Annotated in this window: 12 protein-coding genes, 1 other RNA gene and 1 pseudogene; 6 read left to right on the top strand and 8 right to left on the bottom strand. The window is 36.9% G+C overall.

Translation table 11 applies throughout. The features are described 5' to 3' along the window. Positions 1–41 precede the first annotated feature (41 nt). Both IPI15_RS01155 and IPI15_RS01150 read left to right on the top strand, forming a co-directional pair. Complete coding sequence (locus IPI15_RS01155) at positions 42–1,853, top strand: tetratricopeptide repeat-containing sensor histidine kinase (protein ID WP_287402644.1); 1,812 nt, start codon at positions 42–44, stop codon at positions 1,851–1,853. A 123-nt stretch (positions 1,854–1,976) separates the two neighbouring features. Next, entirely contained in the window at positions 1,977–3,155 is a 1,179-nt protein-coding gene (locus tag IPI15_RS01150) for a proline dehydrogenase family protein (protein ID WP_287402642.1), read from the top strand. A 10-nt stretch (positions 3,156–3,165) separates the two neighbouring features. Here IPI15_RS01150 and IPI15_RS01145 read toward each other — a convergent pair whose 3' ends face one another. The 3 genes and pseudogenes from IPI15_RS01145 to IPI15_RS01135 all read right to left on the bottom strand — a co-directional run bounded on the left by IPI15_RS01145 (position 3,166) and on the right by IPI15_RS01135 (position 7,424). Then, positions 3,166–4,341, bottom strand: a complete 1,176-nt coding sequence (locus tag IPI15_RS01145) for a M20 metallopeptidase family protein (protein WP_287402640.1) — start codon at positions 4,339–4,341, stop codon at positions 3,166–3,168. A gap of 23 nt (positions 4,342–4,364) precedes the next feature. Then, positions 4,365–5,584, bottom strand: a pseudogene (locus IPI15_RS01140) (phosphoglycerate kinase). Positions 5,585–5,690: 106 nt separating this feature from the next. Then, positions 5,691–7,424 (bottom strand): OmpA family protein, encoded by a 1,734-nt coding sequence (locus IPI15_RS01135; protein WP_287402637.1) that lies wholly within the window; start codon positions 7,422–7,424, stop codon positions 5,691–5,693. Between the two features lie 138 nt (positions 7,425–7,562). On the opposite strand from IPI15_RS01135, the gene IPI15_RS01130 reads away from it, so the two are divergent. Continuing rightward, positions 7,563–8,624 (top strand): hypothetical protein, encoded by a 1,062-nt coding sequence (locus IPI15_RS01130; RefSeq protein ID WP_287418882.1) that lies wholly within the window; start codon positions 7,563–7,565, stop codon positions 8,622–8,624. Here the strand turns inward: IPI15_RS01130 and IPI15_RS01125 are convergent. The 3 genes from IPI15_RS01125 to IPI15_RS01115 form a co-directional block, all read right to left on the bottom strand. Further along, positions 8,604–9,878 carry a UDP-N-acetylmuramoyl-tripeptide--D-alanyl-D-alanine ligase gene (locus IPI15_RS01125; RefSeq protein WP_287418881.1) on the bottom strand — a complete coding sequence of 425 codons (1,275 nt, stop codon included), beginning with the start codon at positions 9,876–9,878 and terminating at the stop codon, positions 8,604–8,606. The two genes, IPI15_RS01130 and IPI15_RS01125, sit on opposite strands and share 21 nt — an antisense overlap. A 69-nt stretch (positions 9,879–9,947) precedes the next feature. After that, positions 9,948–11,447 carry an SUMF1/EgtB/PvdO family nonheme iron enzyme gene (locus tag IPI15_RS01120; RefSeq protein ID WP_287402632.1) on the bottom strand — a complete coding sequence of 500 codons (1,500 nt, stop codon included), beginning with the start codon at positions 11,445–11,447 and terminating at the stop codon, positions 9,948–9,950. Between the two features lie 230 nt (positions 11,448–11,677). Further along, positions 11,678–12,691, bottom strand: coding sequence for a PorP/SprF family type IX secretion system membrane protein (locus IPI15_RS01115; protein ID WP_287418880.1), 1,014 nt, complete (start codon positions 12,689–12,691; stop codon positions 11,678–11,680). Between the two features lie 422 nt (positions 12,692–13,113). On the opposite strand from IPI15_RS01115, the gene porU reads away from it, so the two are divergent. Together porU and porV are read left to right on the top strand one after the other, a co-directional pair. Continuing rightward, positions 13,114–16,998 carry a type IX secretion system sortase PorU gene (gene porU / locus IPI15_RS01110; protein WP_287418877.1) on the top strand — a complete coding sequence of 1,295 codons (3,885 nt, stop codon included), beginning with the start codon at positions 13,114–13,116 and terminating at the stop codon, positions 16,996–16,998. A gap of 92 nt (positions 16,999–17,090) precedes the next feature. Next, on the top strand, positions 17,091–18,314 hold the full coding sequence (gene porV, locus IPI15_RS01105) for a type IX secretion system outer membrane channel protein PorV (RefSeq protein WP_287402626.1): 1,224 nt from the start codon (positions 17,091–17,093) through the stop codon (positions 18,312–18,314). 94 nt (positions 18,315–18,408) lie between these two features. Here the strand turns inward: porV and rnpB are convergent. Further along, an RNA gene (rnpB, locus tag IPI15_RS01100) (RNase P RNA component class A) lies at positions 18,409–18,797 on the bottom strand. Positions 18,798–19,052: 255 nt separating this feature from the next. Further along, on the bottom strand, positions 19,053–19,775 hold the full coding sequence (gene dapB / locus IPI15_RS01095; protein WP_287418875.1) for a 4-hydroxy-tetrahydrodipicolinate reductase: 723 nt from the start codon (positions 19,773–19,775) through the stop codon (positions 19,053–19,055). A gap of 217 nt (positions 19,776–19,992) precedes the next feature. Here dapB and accD point away from each other — a divergent pair, with 217 nt between their 5' ends. After that, positions 19,993–20,844: an acetyl-CoA carboxylase, carboxyltransferase subunit beta gene (accD, locus tag IPI15_RS01090; RefSeq protein ID WP_287418873.1), complete on the top strand. Its 852-nt coding sequence runs from the start codon at positions 19,993–19,995 to the stop codon at positions 20,842–20,844. The last annotated feature ends 416 nt before the right edge of the window (positions 20,845–21,260 follow it).

The raw sequence follows: 21,260 nt of genomic DNA, 5'->3' as shown, positions 1-21,260 counted from the left end.
CTTTTGAATATTAAGTTTGATTTACATTACAAAAAAATAAAATGAGGACAATAAGTGTTCTGATAATTTTATCCTTCTGCATACCATGGTGCGTTTTGAGTCAAAATGCCTTACCAGTTAATAATACCGATTCGATTAAAAATGAATTAATCGTTTCAATTAAGAAGGTTAAGAATTCCCAAAACGAACAGGCAGCAATTCTTTTTAAAAAGCTAGCTGAAGCATATGAGGTCGAATCAAGACCGGATAGTGCAGTTAGTTACTATCAAAAAAGTTCTGCGATTTATAAAACACTTGGAAAAGATGTAGAATATTATGCCATGCTTGAAAAGCTGGGCGTTCTCTATCTCAATTTATACAATTACAAGTTTGCTATTAATAATCTGAAGGAAGCAACGGATTTTTACCTTGAAAATAAGATGTACAGGCCATATGCCATTGCCATGAATCAACTTGGATTGGCATACACTAATGACAATCAGCATGTTGATGCCAGACTATGTTATATTAAGACGCTTGAAATAGCAAATGATATCCTCCGAGATACCAATCTTATTATGCAAAATAATAACAACCTGATCCAAAATGATCTTAAGGAGAAAAATTATGACAGAGCATTAAAGATCGCCTTCCGAAATCAAAAACTAGCTGAATCTTTCCTTAAAGACAGCACCAATGCTTTCAATGATTTTTATTTAGGAAAGATCTATTTCGAAAAAAAGGACTTTCGTAATGCAGAATTGTATCTGGAAAGAGCAGAATCTGGCCTTCTAAAACAGGGAAAGGAACAAGACTTACCTGAATTGTACAAGATTTTATCGTTAGTTTATATTGAAACAGGAAGTAAAGAAAAGGTAATAAGTGTACTTGAGAAGTATATGACTGTAGTCAATAATGTCAAGAATACAGAGATCTTAAAGTCAAGCCAGGAGATTGCCCAAAAATTCGACTCCGAGAATAAAGATCTAGTCATCAAACAACTTGAGAATGAAAATGAGCTGAAAACCTTGAACGGAAAGCAACAGCGGGTAATGATATATATATTGATCTTTGCATTTCTTGCCACGATCCTCGCTGTATATTTGACTTACCGTAATTATACAAACCGCTTTAAAACCAATCAAATCATAAGCCAGCAGCGCAACGAGCTCCAGGATCAACAACTCAAAGAAATAGAAAAAGATAGTCAGATCAAAGCGATGGAGTCGATGCTAATGGGTCAGGAGGCTGAAAGAAACAGGATTGGGAAAGACCTGCATGACAGTTTGGGTGCAATGTTAAGTACGATAAAGCTCCAGATGAGTGCAAGTCAAGGCAAGGAAATAAACGGAATCAGCCCTGCTATGAAAAAGGCCAAGGAGATGATCGACGATGCATGCGAAGAAGTGAGAAAGATCTCACGAGATATGATGCCCATTACACTTTCTAAATACGGCCTTCATACTGCTTTAGAAGAATTGATAGAGAAATATACATTCGATGGTGGACCGACTGTCATATATCAGGCATTTGGGATAAATAGAATTTCGGATAAAGACTTGGATCTATTTGTGTTCCGGATCGTACAAGAATTGGTCAATAATAGTATAAAACATGCCAAAGCACAGGAGATCATTATTCAGATCAACTACCTGGAAGACCTCATGATGATTACCGTGGAGGACGATGGCGAAGGATTTGCATATAATCAAACTCAGTATCAAGGCATGGGACTTAAAAATGTAGAATATAGGGCACAATACCTCAAGGGTAAATTCAGTGTAGATTCAACACCTGGCAATGGAACAATTATGGTCGTCGAAATACCTACCAAGGCGATTAAACATAAAGATATTTCGTTGTTTAATATTTAAAATTAAACATATAAATTTTCCACAATTTTAAATTGAATAAGTCAACGGTTATTTTTGTAGTAACTGTTTGATATCTTATCTATATTTGAATTTCATTTGAGAAATGAATTTAATATAAATGGAATGAAGAGAAGCCAACCGGATTTTACAAATACAGAGATCGCATTTGCAACTAAGACGAATGCAGAACTAAAAAGAATGCACTGGTTATTTGACAAGATGAATAGACCTTGGCTGGTAAGTTTAGGAACAAAACTTGGAATGTGGGCCATGAAGGTCAATTTTCCTTTTACTCAATTAATACTTAAAAATACATTATTCGCTCAATTTTGCGGTGGTCGAACACTTTTGGAGTGTGTGCCTGCAGTTGAGAAACTTGCTTCAAAAGGGGTTTACACCATCCTGGACTATGGAGCTGAGGCAAAAAACTCTGAGGAAGACTTTAATCTAACGATGAACCACACTATTCGTTCTATCGAGTTTGCTGCCACACAACCTAATATTACAACAGTAAGTGCTAAGCTAACCGGATTGGGCAGATTTGAATTACTCGAGAAAATGGATAGGAAGGAGCAACTAAATTCGAATGAAGAGGATGAATTTAATCACCTAATCAAAAGGATTGATTCTATTTGTCACAATGCTCAGAATCATAACATGAGCATCTTTATTGACGCTGAAGAAACCTGGATCCAGGACACAGTTGATGAAATTACGGATAAGATGATGGCAAGATATAACAAAGAAAAGCCTGTAGTATACAATACTTTTCAAATGTATCGCAAGGTAAGTTTAGACTTTTTAAAGAAGTCCCATGAAAAGGCCAAAAGGGAAGGTTATATTCTTGGTGCAAAAGCAGTTCGTGGGGCTTATATGGAAAAAGAAAGAAACAGGGCGACAAAACTAGGCTTACCATCTCCAATTCAAGACTCTAAAGTGGATTGCGATAGAGATTATAATGCAGCAATCATCTACTGTGTTGAAAACATTAAAGAAATTGCTTTTTGCTGCGCAACGCACAATGCTGAGTCTTCAGCACTTTATTCTTCGCTTTTAATGGACAAGGGTATATCAGGGGATCATCCACACGTGATGACAAGCCAATTATACGGCATGAGTGATCATCTTACCTTTAATCTGGCTGATGCCGGCATTACTACTGCCAAATACATGCCATATGGACCATTGAAAGATGTGATGCCCTATTTAATGCGGAGGGCACAAGAGAATACTTCGGTCACAGGTGACATGAGCAGGGAATTTCAGTACATCGATAGTGAGGTGAAGAGGAGAAAATTATAAAATTATAATTTCAACATTCACTACTCAGGCTCAAAGCTATCAGTGAAAGCGTATTGGCACCAATCATAAGACAATCCTCATCAACATCGAAAGTGGCTGTATGTACGCCACTTGTAATGCCCTTAGATGAATTTCCAGTTCCCAATCTAAAAAAGCATCCCGGGATTTGCTGAGTATACCAAGCAAAATCTTCAGAAGTCATTCTGATATCAAGGTTTATCACATTTTCTGTTCCAAGAATCTGACTAGCGATTTGTTTTGCTGATTGGACCAGATGTTCATCATTGATCAGGACAGGGTATCCATGGACAATATCAACCTCCGCACTACCTCCGAAGCTTTCAGCTATTCCTTCGCAAGTTTTTCTGATAAGTAAATGTGCTCTCTTTCTCCATGCTTCATCCATAGCCCGAAAAGTGCCTTCTAGTTTAACTTCTGAGGGTATGATATTCGTAGCGCCGCCTACACTATTTATTTTACCAATAGTAAGAATGGAAGGAGAAGCTGGATGACTTTTTCTACTGATGATCTCCTGCAAGCCAATGATAATGGAGGATGCTATGTAAATTGGATCGATCGTGTCCTGTGGCATTGCACCATGTCCGCCTTTGCCTTTAACAGTAATGTATAATTCATCTGAAGAAGCCATATAAATTCCTGAGTGAAAACCGACAGTTCCGACTTCCATTGATGGCTGGACATGCAGACCGAATATTCCTTTGCAATTATTTACATCGATAGCACCTTCTTTGAGCATGATGGATGCGCCACCCGGGAGTTTTTCTTCACCAGGTTGGAATATAAATTTTAAATTTGATTTTAATTGATCTTTGTTATTCAGGATCAATTCAATAGCTCCAAGCAAACATGTCGTGTGCACATCATGACCGCAGGCGTGCATTATTCCTGGAGTTTGAGAGCAATATTCCCTGGGGTTTTCTTCCTGGATAGGTAAGGCGTCCATGTCAGCGCGGAATGCATAAAACTTTGGATCATCTTTATCAATGATGACTGAAGCAACTATTCCATGACCTGCCCATCCTGAAGTGAATGGAATATCTCTTTCTCTCAACCATTCCTGAATGAAAAGTGAAGTGTTTTTTTCTTCAAAGGATAATTCCGGATGTCGGTGAAGGTGTCTTCTCCAGCTAATTAAGTTTTTCTGCAAATCGTTTGTTGTATCCAATCTTGTTTTGATTTACACTATAACTAATTCGTCTGTCCCATTGCAATAATGCCCGGCAATTCTTTTCCTTCGATCATTTCCAACATGGCACCACCACCCGTGGACACAAAACTCACATCATCTTCAAGTTTTGCCTGAGTAATTGCAGCGACTGAATCTCCTCCTCCTACTAATGTGTAGGCTCCTTTGTCAGTAGCTCTAGCCAAGGCGTTCGCTATGGCTAATGTGCCTTTAGCAAAATTAGGAAATTCAAAAACGCCCATTGGTCCATTCCATAGGATAGTTTTACTTTCCAGTATTGCCTTTTCAAAAAGAGCTATAGAAGCATCACCTATATCTAAGCCCATCCAGTCGTCTTGAATTTTATCAATATCGCAGGTAATTGCAAGTCCATCATTGCTAAAACCCTGAGTGATTTTGGAGTCTACTGGAAGAATTAACTCGACATTTTTACTTTTGCTTTAGCAAATAACTCCAAAGCCAAGTCAAGCTTATCCAATTCACAAAGTGATGATCCTATACTTCCTCCTTGAGCTTTTATGAAAGTAAATGCCATTCCCCCACCAATGATGATCTTATCGACCTTATCCATCAGGTTTTCTATGAGTGCAATTTTATCAGAAACCTTCGCGCCTCCTACGATAGCACAGAAAGGACGGTTAATATCGCCAAGTACTTTAGATATGTTGCTTACTTCCTTATCCATAAGAAGTCCAAAAGACTTATGTGTCGGATCGAATTGGCGGGCAATAGTCGCAGTAGAAGCATGTTCTCTATGAGCAGCTCCAAAGGCATCATTGACATAAAAATCAGCGAGTGAAGCCATTGTTTTTGCTAACTCTTCATCACCTTTTTCTTCTCCTTTATAATATCGGGTATTTTCAAGAAGTATAACATTCTTAATGCTAGACTCACTTATCTCTTTAGAAATTGATGGATTTGTAACCGGAGTTTCAATAAATGTCACTTCCATACCCAGATTATTTTTTAGAGCATCTACTACATGGACTAATGAGTATTTTTTCTTAACTGATCCGTCTTCATTCAAGTCTTTCAAGGGCCTTCCAAGATGGCTCATTAATATAACTTTAGCTTTCCTATCAATCAATTCTTTAATAGTTGGAATCGCACCCTTAATTCTGGTATCATCTGACACCTTCATATTTTCATCAAAAGGTACATTGAAATCAACTCTAACTATTACTGTGTGGCCTTTCAGATCAATATCTTTGAACATTTTTATTTTTTTTCAAATATAAGCGTAAAATCAAATTAAACAAAGGGTGTAGTTTAAATAAAAAAAGGGAGCCATGAGACTCCCTTTTTATTATATCATAATCTGATTCAGATTAATATCCTGAATTAGAATTACCTGAATATTTGGCACCTTTTCTAGAAGAACCAGGAGTGTTTTGTCCTGCATTCGGTCCAGTAGGAGCATCTTGATCTTTATCTTCAGGAGTTGCTACTCTAAACTCAACTCTACGGTTGATGTATTGTTGCATTTCTTTCTGCTTCGTGATATTGTGTGAAGTAGGAAGATTAGGTATGATAGGCTCGTCCATTCCATTATAGTTGATAACAAATCTTTCTCTTGGAATATTGTAAGTACCTACAAGGTAATCAACTGCAGCCTTAGCTCTGTTAAATGACAATACTGTATTATAATCAGCTCCTAGACGTGTATCAGTAAAACCTGTAGCAACGATCTTCATATCAGGATGAGACATCATTACTTCAGCAACTGATTTCAGTTGAGGATAGAATTCTGGTTTAACATAATATTTATCCAAATCGAAATGTATCATAGGCAACCACCAGTCATTTTTAGCATTTTTCAATACTTCATTTAATCTTGACTCAGTAACCGGTTTGTCAGGTATAACTGCAACACCTCTAGTGTCAACTTCGTATCCAGGAGGAGAGTAAGGCTCATCATCTTTGTAATCAGCAATACCGTCTTTATCACTATCCAAAGTAATACCTCTTGTATCTACAGCCGCTCCAGATGGAGATTCTTTCTCCTGATCGATCATATCGATCACACCGTCACCATCAGTATCAGTAAGGTCAAATTTTGGTCTTTGCTTAAGTTCAGCAACATCATTAAGAGCACCATCTAACGGATTCAACCAATAAAGTGGTTCAGTACGTTTGTCAAAGCTACCAACATTGATACCTAATCTTACTGAAGTATATTGACCCTTGTCACTATCATTTGATTGATCTTGTGCTGATCTGTATACAAAACCGTCCCAAGAATCATAATCAGCCCATATAAATTTATGTTCGATACCGATATTAAGTCTTTTGTTGATTTTTCTTGAGATTCCTATAGAAATAGGAACTTGAACTGCGATCTTTCCATTATCAGCAAATCCACCAACACCTCTTTCGTTTTCGACAGCTGTCTCATAATCATCATCCATTGCATCCTTAATTTTTTGAACATTGTCTGCATATTTATCATCTGCATTCAAATTCAATGACTCCCAGTTGATAATTGCACCACCTTTTTGGTTGTTCACTTTAGTGTCAATAGAAAGTACACCTATACCAAGGCCTGCGTATAGATTCCATTTGTTACGTTCTTTATGAAATAACAAATTACCGATATTGACAATACCTTCAAGAGAGCCACCAATGGTAGTATTCTTGTAGTTTCTGTACATACCATTGGTTACTGAACCAGTATTTGGTAGTTGTTCCTGAGCAATAATATCTCCCGGTGTATATCTGTCATCAAATCCTTTCGAAGTTGAATAAAAACCATCAACTCTTACTGACAAAGCATAAGTAATTGCTTTGCGGATATGGATACCTGCGCCCCATCCTGGAAGTGCTTTAGTTGGTACATCACCACTAATGCCAAATCTACCTGCGTGAAGGCCGATTTCCCACATATTTTTTGGCTTAGCTGAATATTTACTTTGACCTGCTCTCCATTCTTTGTTCTGATCTGGATTAACGGTCATTTCGTCAGTTATTACCGGCGACTTGAATGATTCACTTTGTGCATTCACTTTATTGAAAGTGGACATCAACACAACTGTGAACAGGAATAAATAAATTCTTTTAGTCATAGGGATTTATTTTATATTATATATATATATTTATACGAATTAGAAAATACGAATTTGAAAGGCAAAAGTATTATTAATTTTCAAAGAAAAAAAGTTTTACGAATTTTAATATGTTTGCAGTATATAAATTAATTAAAAATGTTTGAAAAATTTAATTTTAAGCCTTCCATTTTGATAGAAAAGGCAAATAAAATAAATGCTAAATCGATCTCAGACTTAATTACTAACCCCAAAAACGTCCTTATCGTTTCTTTTGAAGTAAAAAATATCGAAAAGTTTGCGAAAAGATTAAATAAATTTAATTTCGAGGAATTTAATATTCACTTAATACAACCAGGCACACTTGAGGATGATGCCAACACATTTCAGCTGCTCAATGAAATATTATCTGAAAGCAAATGTAAAGTATTTATTTTACAAAATCATATTTCTGACTTAAAATATTTCTTCCAGGCCGCTGATTTATCTAATTTTTATGCCAATATCCAAATATTTCACAACTCTTTATCCGAATTACAAAGAGAATTTTCAAATTTTATTGAGAAGTCATTCCGAACTATTCTTAATCTAGGAGTGAGTGGTCACCAACAGCATCTTAGTGAAAATGCAAAGATTCCCAAGTCCTCCTTTGATAACTATCGTCTTGGAAATCTGCTCCAACAGATAGAAGTAATTCAAAAACCAATACAGTATTCAAATTGTGTAGTAGTAGATCTGTCTATAGTTAAACAATCTGATCTTCCCTCTAAGCTAGAACCAGGTGTGAGCGGCTTTACATCAGAAAGTTTCAATCAAATAGCTCGATCGATTGGTAGTAGTGAAAACACCAAGATGACTATTCTGACAGGTTTTTCAAAGCAAAATGAAGGAATAGATGAGGTGTCCGTAGATACCATCGCCCAGTTCATCTATTATTACATATCGGGTGTCAATAAATCCGGCAACACACATGGCACAGTTCAGGAGACTACCTTTATCATTGATGAATGCCTACCTTATCACAACGTAAATTTTACAAAAGATGAAATTTCAATGGAATGGTTTGCAAATTATCCTTACCCACTTCCTGAAGAACTCAAACATCTTAGCAAAGTACCTTGTACTTACAATGATTATATATATAGCGGCAAAGGTGAATTGTCTCCCAGGTTGGAGGACATATTCTCATGGCTTGATGAACTACGGGAGCAAACTCTCTAGTTTTAACCCTCTTGAACCTTTTATTAGCAAAGTATCTCCATTAAAATCTTTCCAATCTAAATGACGTGAAGCATCGATGGTTGTCTCATAAAAATTAAATTTAGGAAATTCATATCTAAGTTGGTAAAAAGCAGCCCCTACTAAAATTACTTTGTTCAACCCGGATAATGAAGCCAAATCAGCCAAAACCTTCCTGTGGAAATCTGAAGATGCTTCACCCAGCTCCAGCATGTCACCTAATATGACAGACTTTCTTTCAGCAACAAGTGTACCAAAGTTTTGAATGGCATGATGCACAGAAGTAGGATTGGCGTTGTATGCGTCAAGAAGAATGGTGAGATCCCCTAATTGATATCTCTGAGACCTGTTATTGGTAGGTTGATATTGAACAATAGCTTCAATCATTTCAGAAATATCACACCCGAAATACTTTCCAACTTCAAAGGCAGACAAAATGTTATTAAAATTATGCGCTCCGAATAATTGGGTTTCATACAACTTATCTTTATAAATAAATCCAAGATTTAAATTATCCTGATCATCATGAAGAATTAAAGACTCATTATTTTCATTGCCAAATAAAATTTGATTCTCAGTGGATTTAGATAAGAACCTTAAACTTTCTTCCCTTAAGTTAATGAACTGGACCCCACCCTGATTCGAAAGATGATCCATCAGCTCAGACTTGCCTATTTTAACACCTTCAGCACTTCCGAAACCTTCGAGGTGGGCCAAACCAATATTTGTAATCAAACCATGAGTAGGCAAGCAAATTTCACACAATTCCCTGATCTCACCGATATGATTTGCCCCCATCTCAATGATTGCAAATTCAGTATCGTTAGGCATAGCTAAGATCGTCAATGGAACACCTAAATGATTATTAAAATTACCCTTGGTCATATGCGTTTTGAAACGCGTAGCCATTACCCTTGCCAATAACTCTTTGGTTGTGGTCTTTCCATTGGACCCAGTGATTCCGAAAAAAGGAATATCAAAAGTTTTTCTATACGCTCGCGCCAAATCTTGAAGAGCCTTCAGGGTATCCTCAACTATTATTACAGAAGGAAAGTCTTTATATTTTAGATCTGATGCAACACAGTATGATGCTCCCAGTTCAAATGCATTTGAAATGAAATCATGGCCATCAAAATTATCGCCTTTAATTGCAAAAAATATCTGCCCTTCATTAATATTTCTGCTGTCGATAGTGACAGAAGGATGCTTTATAAATAAATCGAGTAATGAATTCACCTGCTAGTCATATTAAAAAAAATCCCCACAAAGTTAATTGTGAGGATTTTATATTTTGAAATATTATAATTAATATTTTCTTTTGCTTTTCTTTTGCTTACCAAAGTAATTTCCGCCATCTGAATCATTTCCAGCTGAACTACCCATTCTAGTCATAGCGCATCTAAACCCGATCATTCTGTCAGCTTTATCTTCATCTTTGAACTTTCTTGCTCCAGGAGACAACCAAAATAATCTGTCTGCCCAAGAACCACCTTTCACCACTCTTGCTTTGTCTGAGATCAGAGATGTAACACCATAGTCATAAAATCCGTCTACAGCACTATCACCATCCAGGTAGTTTCTTACATCTGCCTTTTTAAAATTCTCTCTTCCGGCGATCAAAGAATCTTTCATCAAAGCAAATTTTAAACGACCCATACTGTCTTTTTCAACTGGAAGACCGTCATCACCTACCACCATTTCTTTGAATTCATTACCCCTGAATGGGTTAAGATCCTGATTGTCAACATCTCTCAATGTAGTTGAGTTGGTTGGACGATATACGTCAGCTACCCACTCACTAACATTTCCAGCCATATTATATAAACCGAAATCGTTAGGATAATAAGCCCTTACAGGTGAAGGAATAGGGGCATTGTCATTCAAGTTACCCGCGACACCCATGTAGTCACCACCAGCAAGCTTAAAGTTGGCAAGCATGTTACCCATGTATTTATTTCTTTTCTGATATCTTGGTGAATCACCATTCCAAGGAAGGATTTTCCTATCAGTTACGATCTCATCTTTGGCAGACAACATATTACCTTGAAGTGCAAGTGCTGCATACTCCCATTCAGCTTCTGTAGGCAGTCTGTAAGCAGGTAGTAAAATGCCATCTTCATAAGTTACTTTTTTCTCTCCTCCTGTAGAAGCATCCTTAAGATTTTTCTTTACGCTTCCTTCATACTGACCATATAGATAAGCCTGAGTATTGAAGTTATCGCCATCCTTTTGTTCAGGATTGGGATTTAAAATTCCTTTCTCTATCAACAACATTTCATTCACACGATCAGATCTCCACTTGCAATATTCATTTGCCTGAATCCAAGACACACCCACTACTGGATAATCATCATAAGAAGGGAATCTAAAATAAGTCTCTACGTAAGGCTCATTAGCAGCCAATTCCTCTCTCCAGCATAATGTATCAGGAAGTGAATTTCTCCAAACTTGCGGATAGTTGGCACCGAATACTCTCTTAGTCCAGAAAACATATTCTCTGTAATCGATATTAGCTACTTCAGTTTCATCCATATAAAACGAAGAAACAGTTACCCTTCTCGGAACATTGTTCCATTCATAAGTGACGTCTTCCTGAGTCGTTCCCATTGTAAAAGTTCCACCTTCTACAAGTACCAGATTGGGACCAGTTTCCTGATCTTTAGCATCTGATTTTGAAAAACCACCCCATTTCTGGTCGTTGTAAACCCATCCTGTAGAGCCTGATCGTTCTTGTTTCTTTTTACAAGAAGCGAACATAAACATGGTAGATACTAAAAGTACAAAAATTTTGAATGCCTGATTCATTTGTTAATTTATCTGTTTAAAAGGTCAGAAGCACATTTCCAATTTTAAAAAGTCTTTGCTATTATTAGCTTTCAACGATTCAATTTTAGTTCTATCTGCTGATAATTCTAATATTTTTCGGTTAAGAAGGTCAAAGATACAACTTAATAATTCTGTGCAAAATTTTGTTGACACTTTTTTAAACGTATTTTCTGACCTTTTATGATATTAAGTTTTGTATAAATGCATATTTATCTAAATATCTTTGTGCAGTCGCTGTATTTGGAACCATTGTCCTGATAAAATACTACACTTAAACTCAATTCATGAGTACCACCAGTATTAAATCCGAGTCCCGAAACTGTTGCATCATAGCTGTACCCAAACTTGAATTGTCCTGTGTCAAAACCCGCTGAAACGATTATTGCATCAGGATTTTTGAATCCATTCCGATAGTACAAGCCTGCATTAAAGGATTTCATTTCCAGGATTGCACCCAAATTGACCTGACCTAAAGAAGATTGTTTCACAAAGAGGATGTTTGGAAGTATGGCATAATTGGATTTCCTTCCATAGGATTGTATGCCTATAGGTATTCTGTATCCTGCCATGGCAGTGAGCCTTATTGGAAGACCTCTTTTAGTATTACTTTCGGTCGTATAAAAATTAAGATCAGGACGATTCAGATGTTTCATTGCAAGTCCTGCGTAAAAATTTTCGTTATTGATAACTGCTCCGAAACCAAGGTCTAAAAGTGTTCTATTGGTAAATTCAGGCGGAGCTTCATTGGTTGGGTAGGGCAATCCACCAGGACTTGTCGCCCCATTGATAGGATCAATCTGATCAATAAATAAAAGTTTATCATAATCCAATGCAACACTAATGAAGCCTAGCTGTACTCCCATTTTGATCTTAGTATCATTCTTCATTTCGATTTGGTAGGAATAAGAAAATTCACCGTTAATAGTTCTATATATACCCTGACCTGCTTCATCTGCCATCAAAGAAATACCTATTCCACTATTGTAACCAAACAAGTATTGGTCAGCACTTACTGCATAAGTTTTATAATCTGAGCTTAATCCATTCCATTGATTCCTGTAATTCAATCCTATCCTGGTCCCTCCACTATTGCCTGCCAGAGCTGGATTAAGTTCAAGTGGATGTGCATAGAATTGAGAAAACACCGGATCTTGTCCATATGCAGCCACACTTGTAAGCAGTGTAAGGATGAAGCAGAAATATTTGTAGAAAGGATAAGTCATAAATAGTACATTAAAATTCAAATGTAATATAATTTTATAGTCATGGGCAAAGTAAAAATGTTAATTGTTGACTATTAAATTATGCTGACGCAAAAAAATAATGCTTGCAGGTCCACCTAGTCAAATCTGAGACAAAAGATTTACTATAACTTATGCACTCAGGATATTATTTTATTGAATATTATTTTAAAATCCAAAACTGCTAATTTAAAATGACAAAAGCAAATCCTTTGAATGAAAATCTAATCCTTATGAAAACAAAAACCCTTTATGCTCTTTCCCTTTTGTCACCAGAATATGTTAAAGTTTTAACTTTACTTCACTAACTAAAAATAAAATCTTTTGTTAATCGTTTGTAAAATGTAATTCCGGTCGCATTTTTGCATGGAAACACCCTTAAAATACATTATTAATATTTATTTATGCTGAAGCCTCCTTTTTATAAATTCTTCAAAATTAGTTTTGCTTTAAATTTATTTCTTGCATTTATATTTATAAATCTTTTGACAAGTCAGTCTTTGAAAGCTCAAACAATTGAAAGGACTATAGTGCTTACTGAATTTAATGCCAAGGCTGTTGAAACTTTTAAAACAAAAAATATCCTCTATTATCCTAGTAACGTATCAAATCCTGAAAGTTCATCTATCCCCTTAGTGACCGGAGGATTTGAATTGCCTTTAGGAAAGAATGTAGAAATTCGTGATTTCAAAACCTTTTATAGTAAATCAAATATCACAATAGCATATAGTGGTGCCGGCATCAGAAATCCTGATCCAATAGTTACTGTGAATAAAGGCAGGAGGGAACAATCTGTCACAGTCACTTTTTTACCGGGACAATGGACCTCTCTGACAAATTTCCAATTATTGGATAGTATAAAGATCACTTACAATGTATTTGATCAGTTGGAAGCAAGAAATAATCCTCCAAAGTATGCTGATAAGTCCATCTTTAAAGATGTCCCAACTTACAAACTATCCACTACTGAAGCAGGGATTTACAAGGTGGACAACAATCTATTGAATTCGCTTGGAGTAAATACTTCCAATATTGATCCATCTAAAATTCGGTTATTTGGTACTTTACCTGGTCCTTTGCCTGAACTTAATAGTGGTATCCGAACGGATGATGCCCAGGAAATAGCCATTCAAATGGTGGGAACAGATGATGGCACTTGGGATAAAGATGACTATTTCCTTTTTTATTCGCCAGGTGCGCACAATTGGAATAAACTTGCTGACAGCAGCATGACCAGAAAATCAAATATTTATGATGATAAGAAATATTTCTTTGTTCAATTCAATGATCAGGGCGGCAAAAGAATACCGGTCAAGGAAAGTCTAAGCACCTTTGATATAGAAACAGACAAATACGACTATGTAAACCGATATGAGGTAGATAAAACAAATTTACTTCATGAATTTTCCAAGATTGGAGCCGGACAGATATGGTTGGATGAGATAATCCAAAATGGCAATCGAACAAAAAACTTAACGAGCGCCTTCGACCTTAACAACCTTGTCCCAAATGACTCCGGTCAAGTTAATATGGCTTTCGCCACAAGATGTAAAATTCCAACGAAGGTCATTTTAACAACTGATGGCCAATCAACAGATATATCGTTTGGCGGTACTATGATAGAAAGCTCTGAATCCAGAGTTGCTTCATACAACATTAAAAAGTTCAAGTTCAAACAAATAGGAGGGAATTGGAACATTTCATTCGATTTTCCGCAGGTGAGTGTTGAGAGCATGGGATGGCTCGATTATTTGGAAGTAAATGCAAAAAGAAATCTCATTAAAGGTGGAAAACCAATGGATTTCAGATTGCTTAGACCCTCGGTACCGGGCAATATTAAATATAATCTTTCTTCACTCCAAGGAGACGAACAAATCTGGGATATCACAGATATGTTTAAGGCCAATAAGATCAATATGTCCATATCAGGCGGTAAGGGTTCCTTTACAGCAGCTTATTCAAATGCTCGTCAATTCATTTGTTTTAATAACACCGATATCAAAAGTCCAGGTAAAGTAGGACTAGTGAATCCCCAGGATATCCATGGATTAATCACACCGGATATGGTCATAGTGTATCATGCTAAATTCGCGGATGAGGCAAAACAATATGCTGCCTACAGAAGTAAACAATCATCGATCATCGTTCATGCCATTGATGTGGAACAAATAAAAAATGAATTTTCAGGTGGAGCACAGGACCCTACTGGCATTAGAGATATGGCGAGAATGTTCTATACACGTGACCCTCAGAAATTCAAATTCTTATTGATGTTTGGCGATGGATCCTATGACTATAGAGATCTAACGATAGCTCAGGGATCCAATAAGGAAAATTCAAATTATGTGCCAGTTTATGAATACCCGAAAGCAATATTCGAACCTATCAGAGCTATTCCTTCTGATGATTATTATGGCTTCATGGATGAAGATGAAGGCGAAATAGAAAAAGGCCTTATTGACGTATTTGTGGGAAGATTCCCTATACAGGACAAGAGTCAGGCACAGACGATCATTAATAAAGTAAAAATATATGAAACTGACAAGGCCTCATTTGGAGATTGGAGATACAACTTGCAGATAATAAGTGATGATTGGGATGATATAGGAAGCGATAATTTCATCAATCAATCAGAATCACTTTTCACAAGAGTCAGAAAATTAAATCCTGAACTTAACATATCCAAGGTTTATCTTGATATTTACAAACAGGAAGCAACTGTGGGAGGCGAAAGCTACCCGACTGCAGTCACTGACATGAATGACCAGTTCAACAATGGTGTTCTTGTATCTAATTATATTGGACACGGAGGTGTAGATGGCCTTGCTCAGGAAAAGATCATTGATCGATCAACGTTGAATGGCATGAAGAATCGGAACAGAATGCCAATGTTGATCACGGGGACTTGCTCATTTTCTACCTATGATGATCCTGAGATTACATCCGTAGGTAAGGTTTGTATTACTAAACCTAATGGTGGTATGATCGCTTTGATGACCACTACCCGCTCAGTATATATAGCTCCTAATGAGACTTTTGTAAATAAGTTGTTTCAAGTACTATATTCAAAAGTTGATGGCAAATACCTTACAAATGGGGAGATCCTTGCCAAAGCCAAGAACAGCACTACCGGAGCTGATCGATTGGCTTTTGTATTGCTAGGCGATCCTTCAATGACCTTGGCTTTCCCAAAAGAAAATGTAGTGCTGGAGTCGATGAACCAAAAGCCATACATGCTTGAAGGAAATGATACGATTAAAGCATTGGAGAAAGTTAACCTTAAGGGCTCAGTGCGAAATGCGCAAAATGCAGTCATAACAGACTTTAATGGCACTATGACCTTAACTGTATATGATAAGGCATATAATTTGTACTCAAAAGGTAATGATGGAAATGGTGCCAACATTCCAGTCAGGTTCCAGAACAATATTATTTTCAAAGGGAAAGCTACAGTAGCATTAGGTCAATGGAGCATTGATTTCATTTCACCTAAAGACATTAATTATGCCATCGATACTGGCAAGCTTACTTTCTACGCAGATAATGGTGTATATGATGCAGGCGGATATTCAACTAAGGTTAAAATTGGTGGCGAAAGTAGAAATCCTATTGTGGACAATACGCCACCAGTGATTGAGCTTTTTATGAATGATCTTAACTTTAAGAATGGAGCTACTGTGGGCACTTCTCCGATCTTGCTTGCAAAACTCTCAGATGACACAGGCATCAATATATCTTCCAGTAGTATCGGTCATGAGATTGTATCTACATTAAATAATGATCCTTCCAAAGATAAGATCATGAATGACTTTTATACCGCTGAAAAAGATAATTACAAAGCAGGTGATTTACAATATCAGTTTGATCAGTTGGAACCGGGTAACTATACACTAAAGGTAAGGGCTTGGGACCTGTCAAATAATAAGAGTGAATCAGAGATCGAATTTATCGTTTCCAATTCGGAGCAAAATACCATTTCTAACTTATTGAATTATCCGAATCCGTTTACTACAGCTACTTCATTTATGTTTGAGTTTGATTCTCAGAACAGTTCTATAGTAGCACAAATAGCTATATATTCTGTCTCAGGCAGATTGATCAAAACCATTTCAGAACCATTGAGTCCAATTGGCAAGCGATTTAAGACGTCAATTTGGAATGGGTTGGATGATTATGGTGATCAATTAGCAAAAGGGGTTTATATATATAAAGTTAAGGTAATTAATACTTTGGATACAAATAAAAAGGTAGTTCAAAGCGAATTTCAAAAGCTAGTTTTATTAAAATAAAAGCCTATGTTTAAGCAAAGGCAATAAATTAAAGATATTTCAGTTTATATTTGCGGTCGATTAAATCAAAATGCAATCATTTCTTATTATATATGAAGAATTATATCCATTTATTATCATTCCTTTTTTTCATTTCTTATTCTAATTATTCAAACGCCCAATGTGTTGAAAGTCCTTTAGGATCAGGTAATTGGTTAGAACCGGATGGTTCACCTTGCAGAAATTCTATATCCACAGTCGTATCCTTTCTGCGAATCGTACCAGATGCTAGAACTTCCGGCATGGGTAGTGTAGGTTTGGCCACATCAGCAGACGCAAACGCTATGCACTTCAACGCTGCTAAAATCGCATCTTCCAAAGGAGACGGCGGTATTTCTGTATCATATGTTCCTTGGTTGAAAGGCCTTGGATTGAACGATATATATATGGCATACCTTTCCGGCTATTATAAGTTCAGTAAAAAAGAAGCAATCTCTGCATCAATACGATACTTTTCCTTAGGCGAATTTACATTCACTAATACTCAGGGAGATGTCATTGGCTCAGGTAAACCAAATGAGTTTGAGATAGCAGTAGCTTACAGCAGAAGCCTTGGAGACAAATTATATGGTGCCTTGACAGGTAAATTCATTAATTCAAATCTTGCTTCCGGACAACAATTAAATGGTGTAGATATTGAAACAGCCCGAACTGGAGCCGCAGATATTTCAGTATTCTATAGAACTCCACTTAAGACAAATACCAAAAGTAATCTAGCAATCGGCGTTGCAGTGAGTAACCTTGGGGGTAAGATCTCTTATACAAAAGCCTCTACAGTTAGAGATTTACTTCCTGCGAACCTAGGAATTGGTGCTGCATGGGATGTAGATTTTGATCAATACAATAGAATTACGTTAGGCCTTGATGTTAATAAATTATTGGTACCCAGTCCTGATCCAGGGTATACAGACGCTGACCAGAATGGCGTGCCGGACTATAGAGAAAAGGCATTACTGCCATCTATCTTTGGTTCATTTAGCGATGCAAAAGGTGGATTCAGTGAAGAATTGGCTGAGATTCAATTGGGTATCGGTGGAGAATATTGGTATAATGATCAGTTTGCCATTCGTGCAGGGTATCAATACGAAAACCCAAGAAAAGGGAATCTGAAATATTTCACTTTAGGTCTAGGACTAAAATATACCACCTTTGGATTGAACCTTTCATATCTTGTCCCTACAGGAAATACCAGAAGTGCATTGGATAATACGTTGAGATTCACATTGAATTTTGACTTTGGTGCATTTGAAGTGGATGAAGATCCGAATCTAAACTAAGAAGTCAGATAGTAATAATTTAGGTTACATCTTGCCCATACCCTCATAATAAAAACAAAAAAGACCACCGCTCGCGCGATGGTCTTTTTGTTTTTAAAAATGCATTGATATAAGCCGGATTCTGTCATTCCCGAAGGAAGCCCCGTCATTTATCTTGGATGTCTGTCGCCAGACACCTCTTTACTGCCTACCCCTCCGGCGTTATGCGAGCCGCACTTACATTCATTCCGAAAAATGAAATGAACCGGATATACTTGGCATTTCAACACGTAAGGTTTATCCCATCTTCATATTACTACAAAGAAGTGTGCGCTCTTACCACACATTTTCACCCTTACCCCGATTGCTCGGAGCGGTTTAGTTTCTGTGACACTATCTGTTTCCGATCTTCATCGGAACCCATCCGTTAGGTGGTACGCTGCTCTATGTTGCCCGGACTTTCCTCACACCGCCATTGCGGAGCGCGACGAGGTTCAATGCATGAAGGTGTAAACATGATTATTTTGCATAAAGTTTCAAAGATGTGAGAAGGTGAGAAAGTTAGGAGGTGAGAGGTGAGAAAAGCGAACAGCGAGAGGTGAACAGCGAACAGTTGCGAAGATGGGAACCTTCCTCGTGATTTGCTAGATTTATTAAGTGGGAGGAGGTTAGAAAATACGTTCATCCTGATATACTTCCATACTGGTTAAAAATACTGGTTAACTGGTTAACTGGTTAACTGAAAAACTCTAGTACTATTTAACCGATTAATTTCAATATTTCACGAATGGTAAAGACTCCTTTTTTATCAAAAATATATTCTGCTGCCACCACTGCACCTAATGCAAATCCATTGCGATTGAATGCAATGTGTTTGAGAGATATTTCATCTATCTCATTTCTAAAAACAAGTTCATGCGTGCCTGGTACATCTTCTTCTCTTAAAGCGTAGATGGGCATTTTAGCATCGACTGCTTCTTCATTCAAAGAAAAGCCCTCAAATTGCTCTAGTACAGAACTTACTTCCTCGCTCAATGTAATAGCGGTGCCACTTGGTGCATCCAACTTTTGCGTATGGTGCGTTTCACGGATTGAAACACCATATCCATCTTGATTTTTCATGATTTTACTTAAATCTTTGGCTGCCTCGAAAAACAAATTTACCCCAATGCTGAAATTGCTGGCTGCCACAAAAGAAGTATCATTCTTTACCGCAAGCTCTTGTATAAATGTAAGTTCGGAGTACCACCCGGTAGAACCACATACCACAGGCATACCATTTCCAACCAGAATTTCAAGGTTGGCCTTCGCTGAATTTGGGCCTGTAAACTCTATGCAGACATCCGTATTTTCCCTATTGATATCCTTCAATTGATGAAAATTCTCTTTATCTATTTTGAAAGAAATAGAATGTCCTCGTTCGATAAGAAAACCTTCTATAATCTTTCCCATCTTACCATAACCAATGATTGCTACTTTCAATTTTTTGTATTAAAGGTTTATTAATCTTAAACTAATGGTGTTTGAAGACTCCACATAATTATACCTTGACATTGTCGATATACCTGCAAGATAGGTAGAATCTGAAAAAATATTGTACTTTTGCAGCATCATTGACCGTGTTTTACTTGCATAATAACTGGCAATCAAAGTTTTAATTATTTGTACTTAATTATTATTCTTAAATAAATAAGATTGAATGAGTTGGTTTAAAAGATTAAAAGAAGGAATTCAAACCACTACCAAGAACAAGAAGGAGGCTCCTGATGGGCTTTGGTACAAGTGCAAAGAATGCAAGGAAGCCAGCACGATGAAGGAATTCAAAGAAAATTATTATAAATGCCCTAAGTGTGACTACCACGCCAGGATAGGTTCTAAAGAATATTTTGAAATTATTTTTCCTCAAGGCCATACTGCCTTATTTAATAATATTGAGTCAGAGGATTTCCTGAATTTCGTTGATCTAAAGCCCTATAAAGACAGGTTGGTTGATGCTAAGAAAAAAACCAAACTGGATGATGCTTTAAGCGTAGCATATGGACAATTAGGTGATTTTAAGATCCCGTTGACAGTAGCATGCATGGATTTTAGTTTTATAGGTGGAAGTATGGGTTCAGTTGTTGGGGAAAAAATAGCGCTTGCCATCGAATATTGCATAGAGAAAAAGTCAGCCTTATTAATTATATCCAAAAGTGGCGGTGCCAGAATGATGGAATCCGCATTTTCATTGATGCAACTTGCCAAAACTTCCAGTATGCTCACATTGCTGGCTGACGAAGGACTACCTTATATATCATTAATGACTGATCCTACCACCGGTGGTGTCACTGCATCTTTTGCCATGCTTGGAGATCTCAATATTGCTGAACCAAAGGCGTTGATAGGATTTGCCGGCCCAAGAGTCATCCGTGAAACAATAAAACGTGATCTTCCTGAAGATTTCCAAACGTCAGAATCAACTTTGGAAAATGGTTTCCTGGATACTATAGTCAATAGAAAAGATCTTAGGTCAACATTGGAAAATATGTTGAGCATGTTGATGACGAAATAGAGGTCAGTAGTCAGTATATCAGTAGTCATCAGTATATCAGTATATCAGTATATTAGTAGTGAGATGCAAGTGCAGCCATAGGTTCCCTTGGCGCAATGTAGAGTGTATGGAGTAGCACTTGATGTCTTTTATAAGTCACGTATTTAATGGATTATATTGATTACGCAGATTTTTTAAGGCAGGATGCTATACTTATTAAGATTTAGGTCGTTAACTTGACTTTATATTGGACTGCGACTTTCACCTTATCACTTTATCACCCTTTCGCCCTATCAGCCTAACTTCCTATCAACTATCTCTTTACATACGACCATAATTATAGCCTTACTTATGACTGTTTACTGACTACTAATTACTTACCTGATGACTGACTACTAAATACTGACCACTAATTACTAATGAATGACCACTGACCT

The organism is Candidatus Brachybacter algidus, assembly GCF_016707225.1.
Classification (GTDB): domain Bacteria; phylum Bacteroidota; class Bacteroidia; order Chitinophagales; family Saprospiraceae; genus Parvibacillus; species Parvibacillus algidus.
Note: the sequence above shows the minus strand (reverse complement) of the source record. Positions and strands in the feature narration are given on the sequence as shown.

Excerpts from the sequence above, each read along its gene's own strand:
- IPI15_RS01155 (WP_287402644.1), top strand. The coding sequence starts at position 42 with ATGAGGACAATAAGTGTTCTGATAATTTTATCCTTCTGCATACCATGG.
- IPI15_RS01150 (WP_287402642.1), top strand. The coding sequence starts at position 1,977 with ATGAAGAGAAGCCAACCGGATTTTACAAATACAGAGATCGCATTTGCA.
- IPI15_RS01135 (WP_287402637.1), bottom strand. The coding sequence starts at position 7,424 with ATGACTAAAAGAATTTATTTATTCCTGTTCACAGTTGTGTTGATGTCC.
- IPI15_RS01130 (WP_287418882.1), top strand. The coding sequence starts at position 7,563 with ATGTTTGAAAAATTTAATTTTAAGCCTTCCATTTTGATAGAAAAGGCA.
- IPI15_RS01120 (WP_287402632.1), bottom strand. The coding sequence starts at position 11,447 with ATGAATCAGGCATTCAAAATTTTTGTACTTTTAGTATCTACCATGTTT.
- IPI15_RS01115 (WP_287418880.1), bottom strand. The coding sequence starts at position 12,691 with ATGACTTATCCTTTCTACAAATATTTCTGCTTCATCCTTACACTGCTT.
- porU (WP_287418877.1), top strand. The coding sequence starts at position 13,114 with ATGCTGAAGCCTCCTTTTTATAAATTCTTCAAAATTAGTTTTGCTTTA.
- porV (WP_287402626.1), top strand. The coding sequence starts at position 17,091 with ATGAAGAATTATATCCATTTATTATCATTCCTTTTTTTCATTTCTTAT.
- accD (WP_287418873.1), top strand. The coding sequence starts at position 19,993 with ATGAGTTGGTTTAAAAGATTAAAAGAAGGAATTCAAACCACTACCAAG.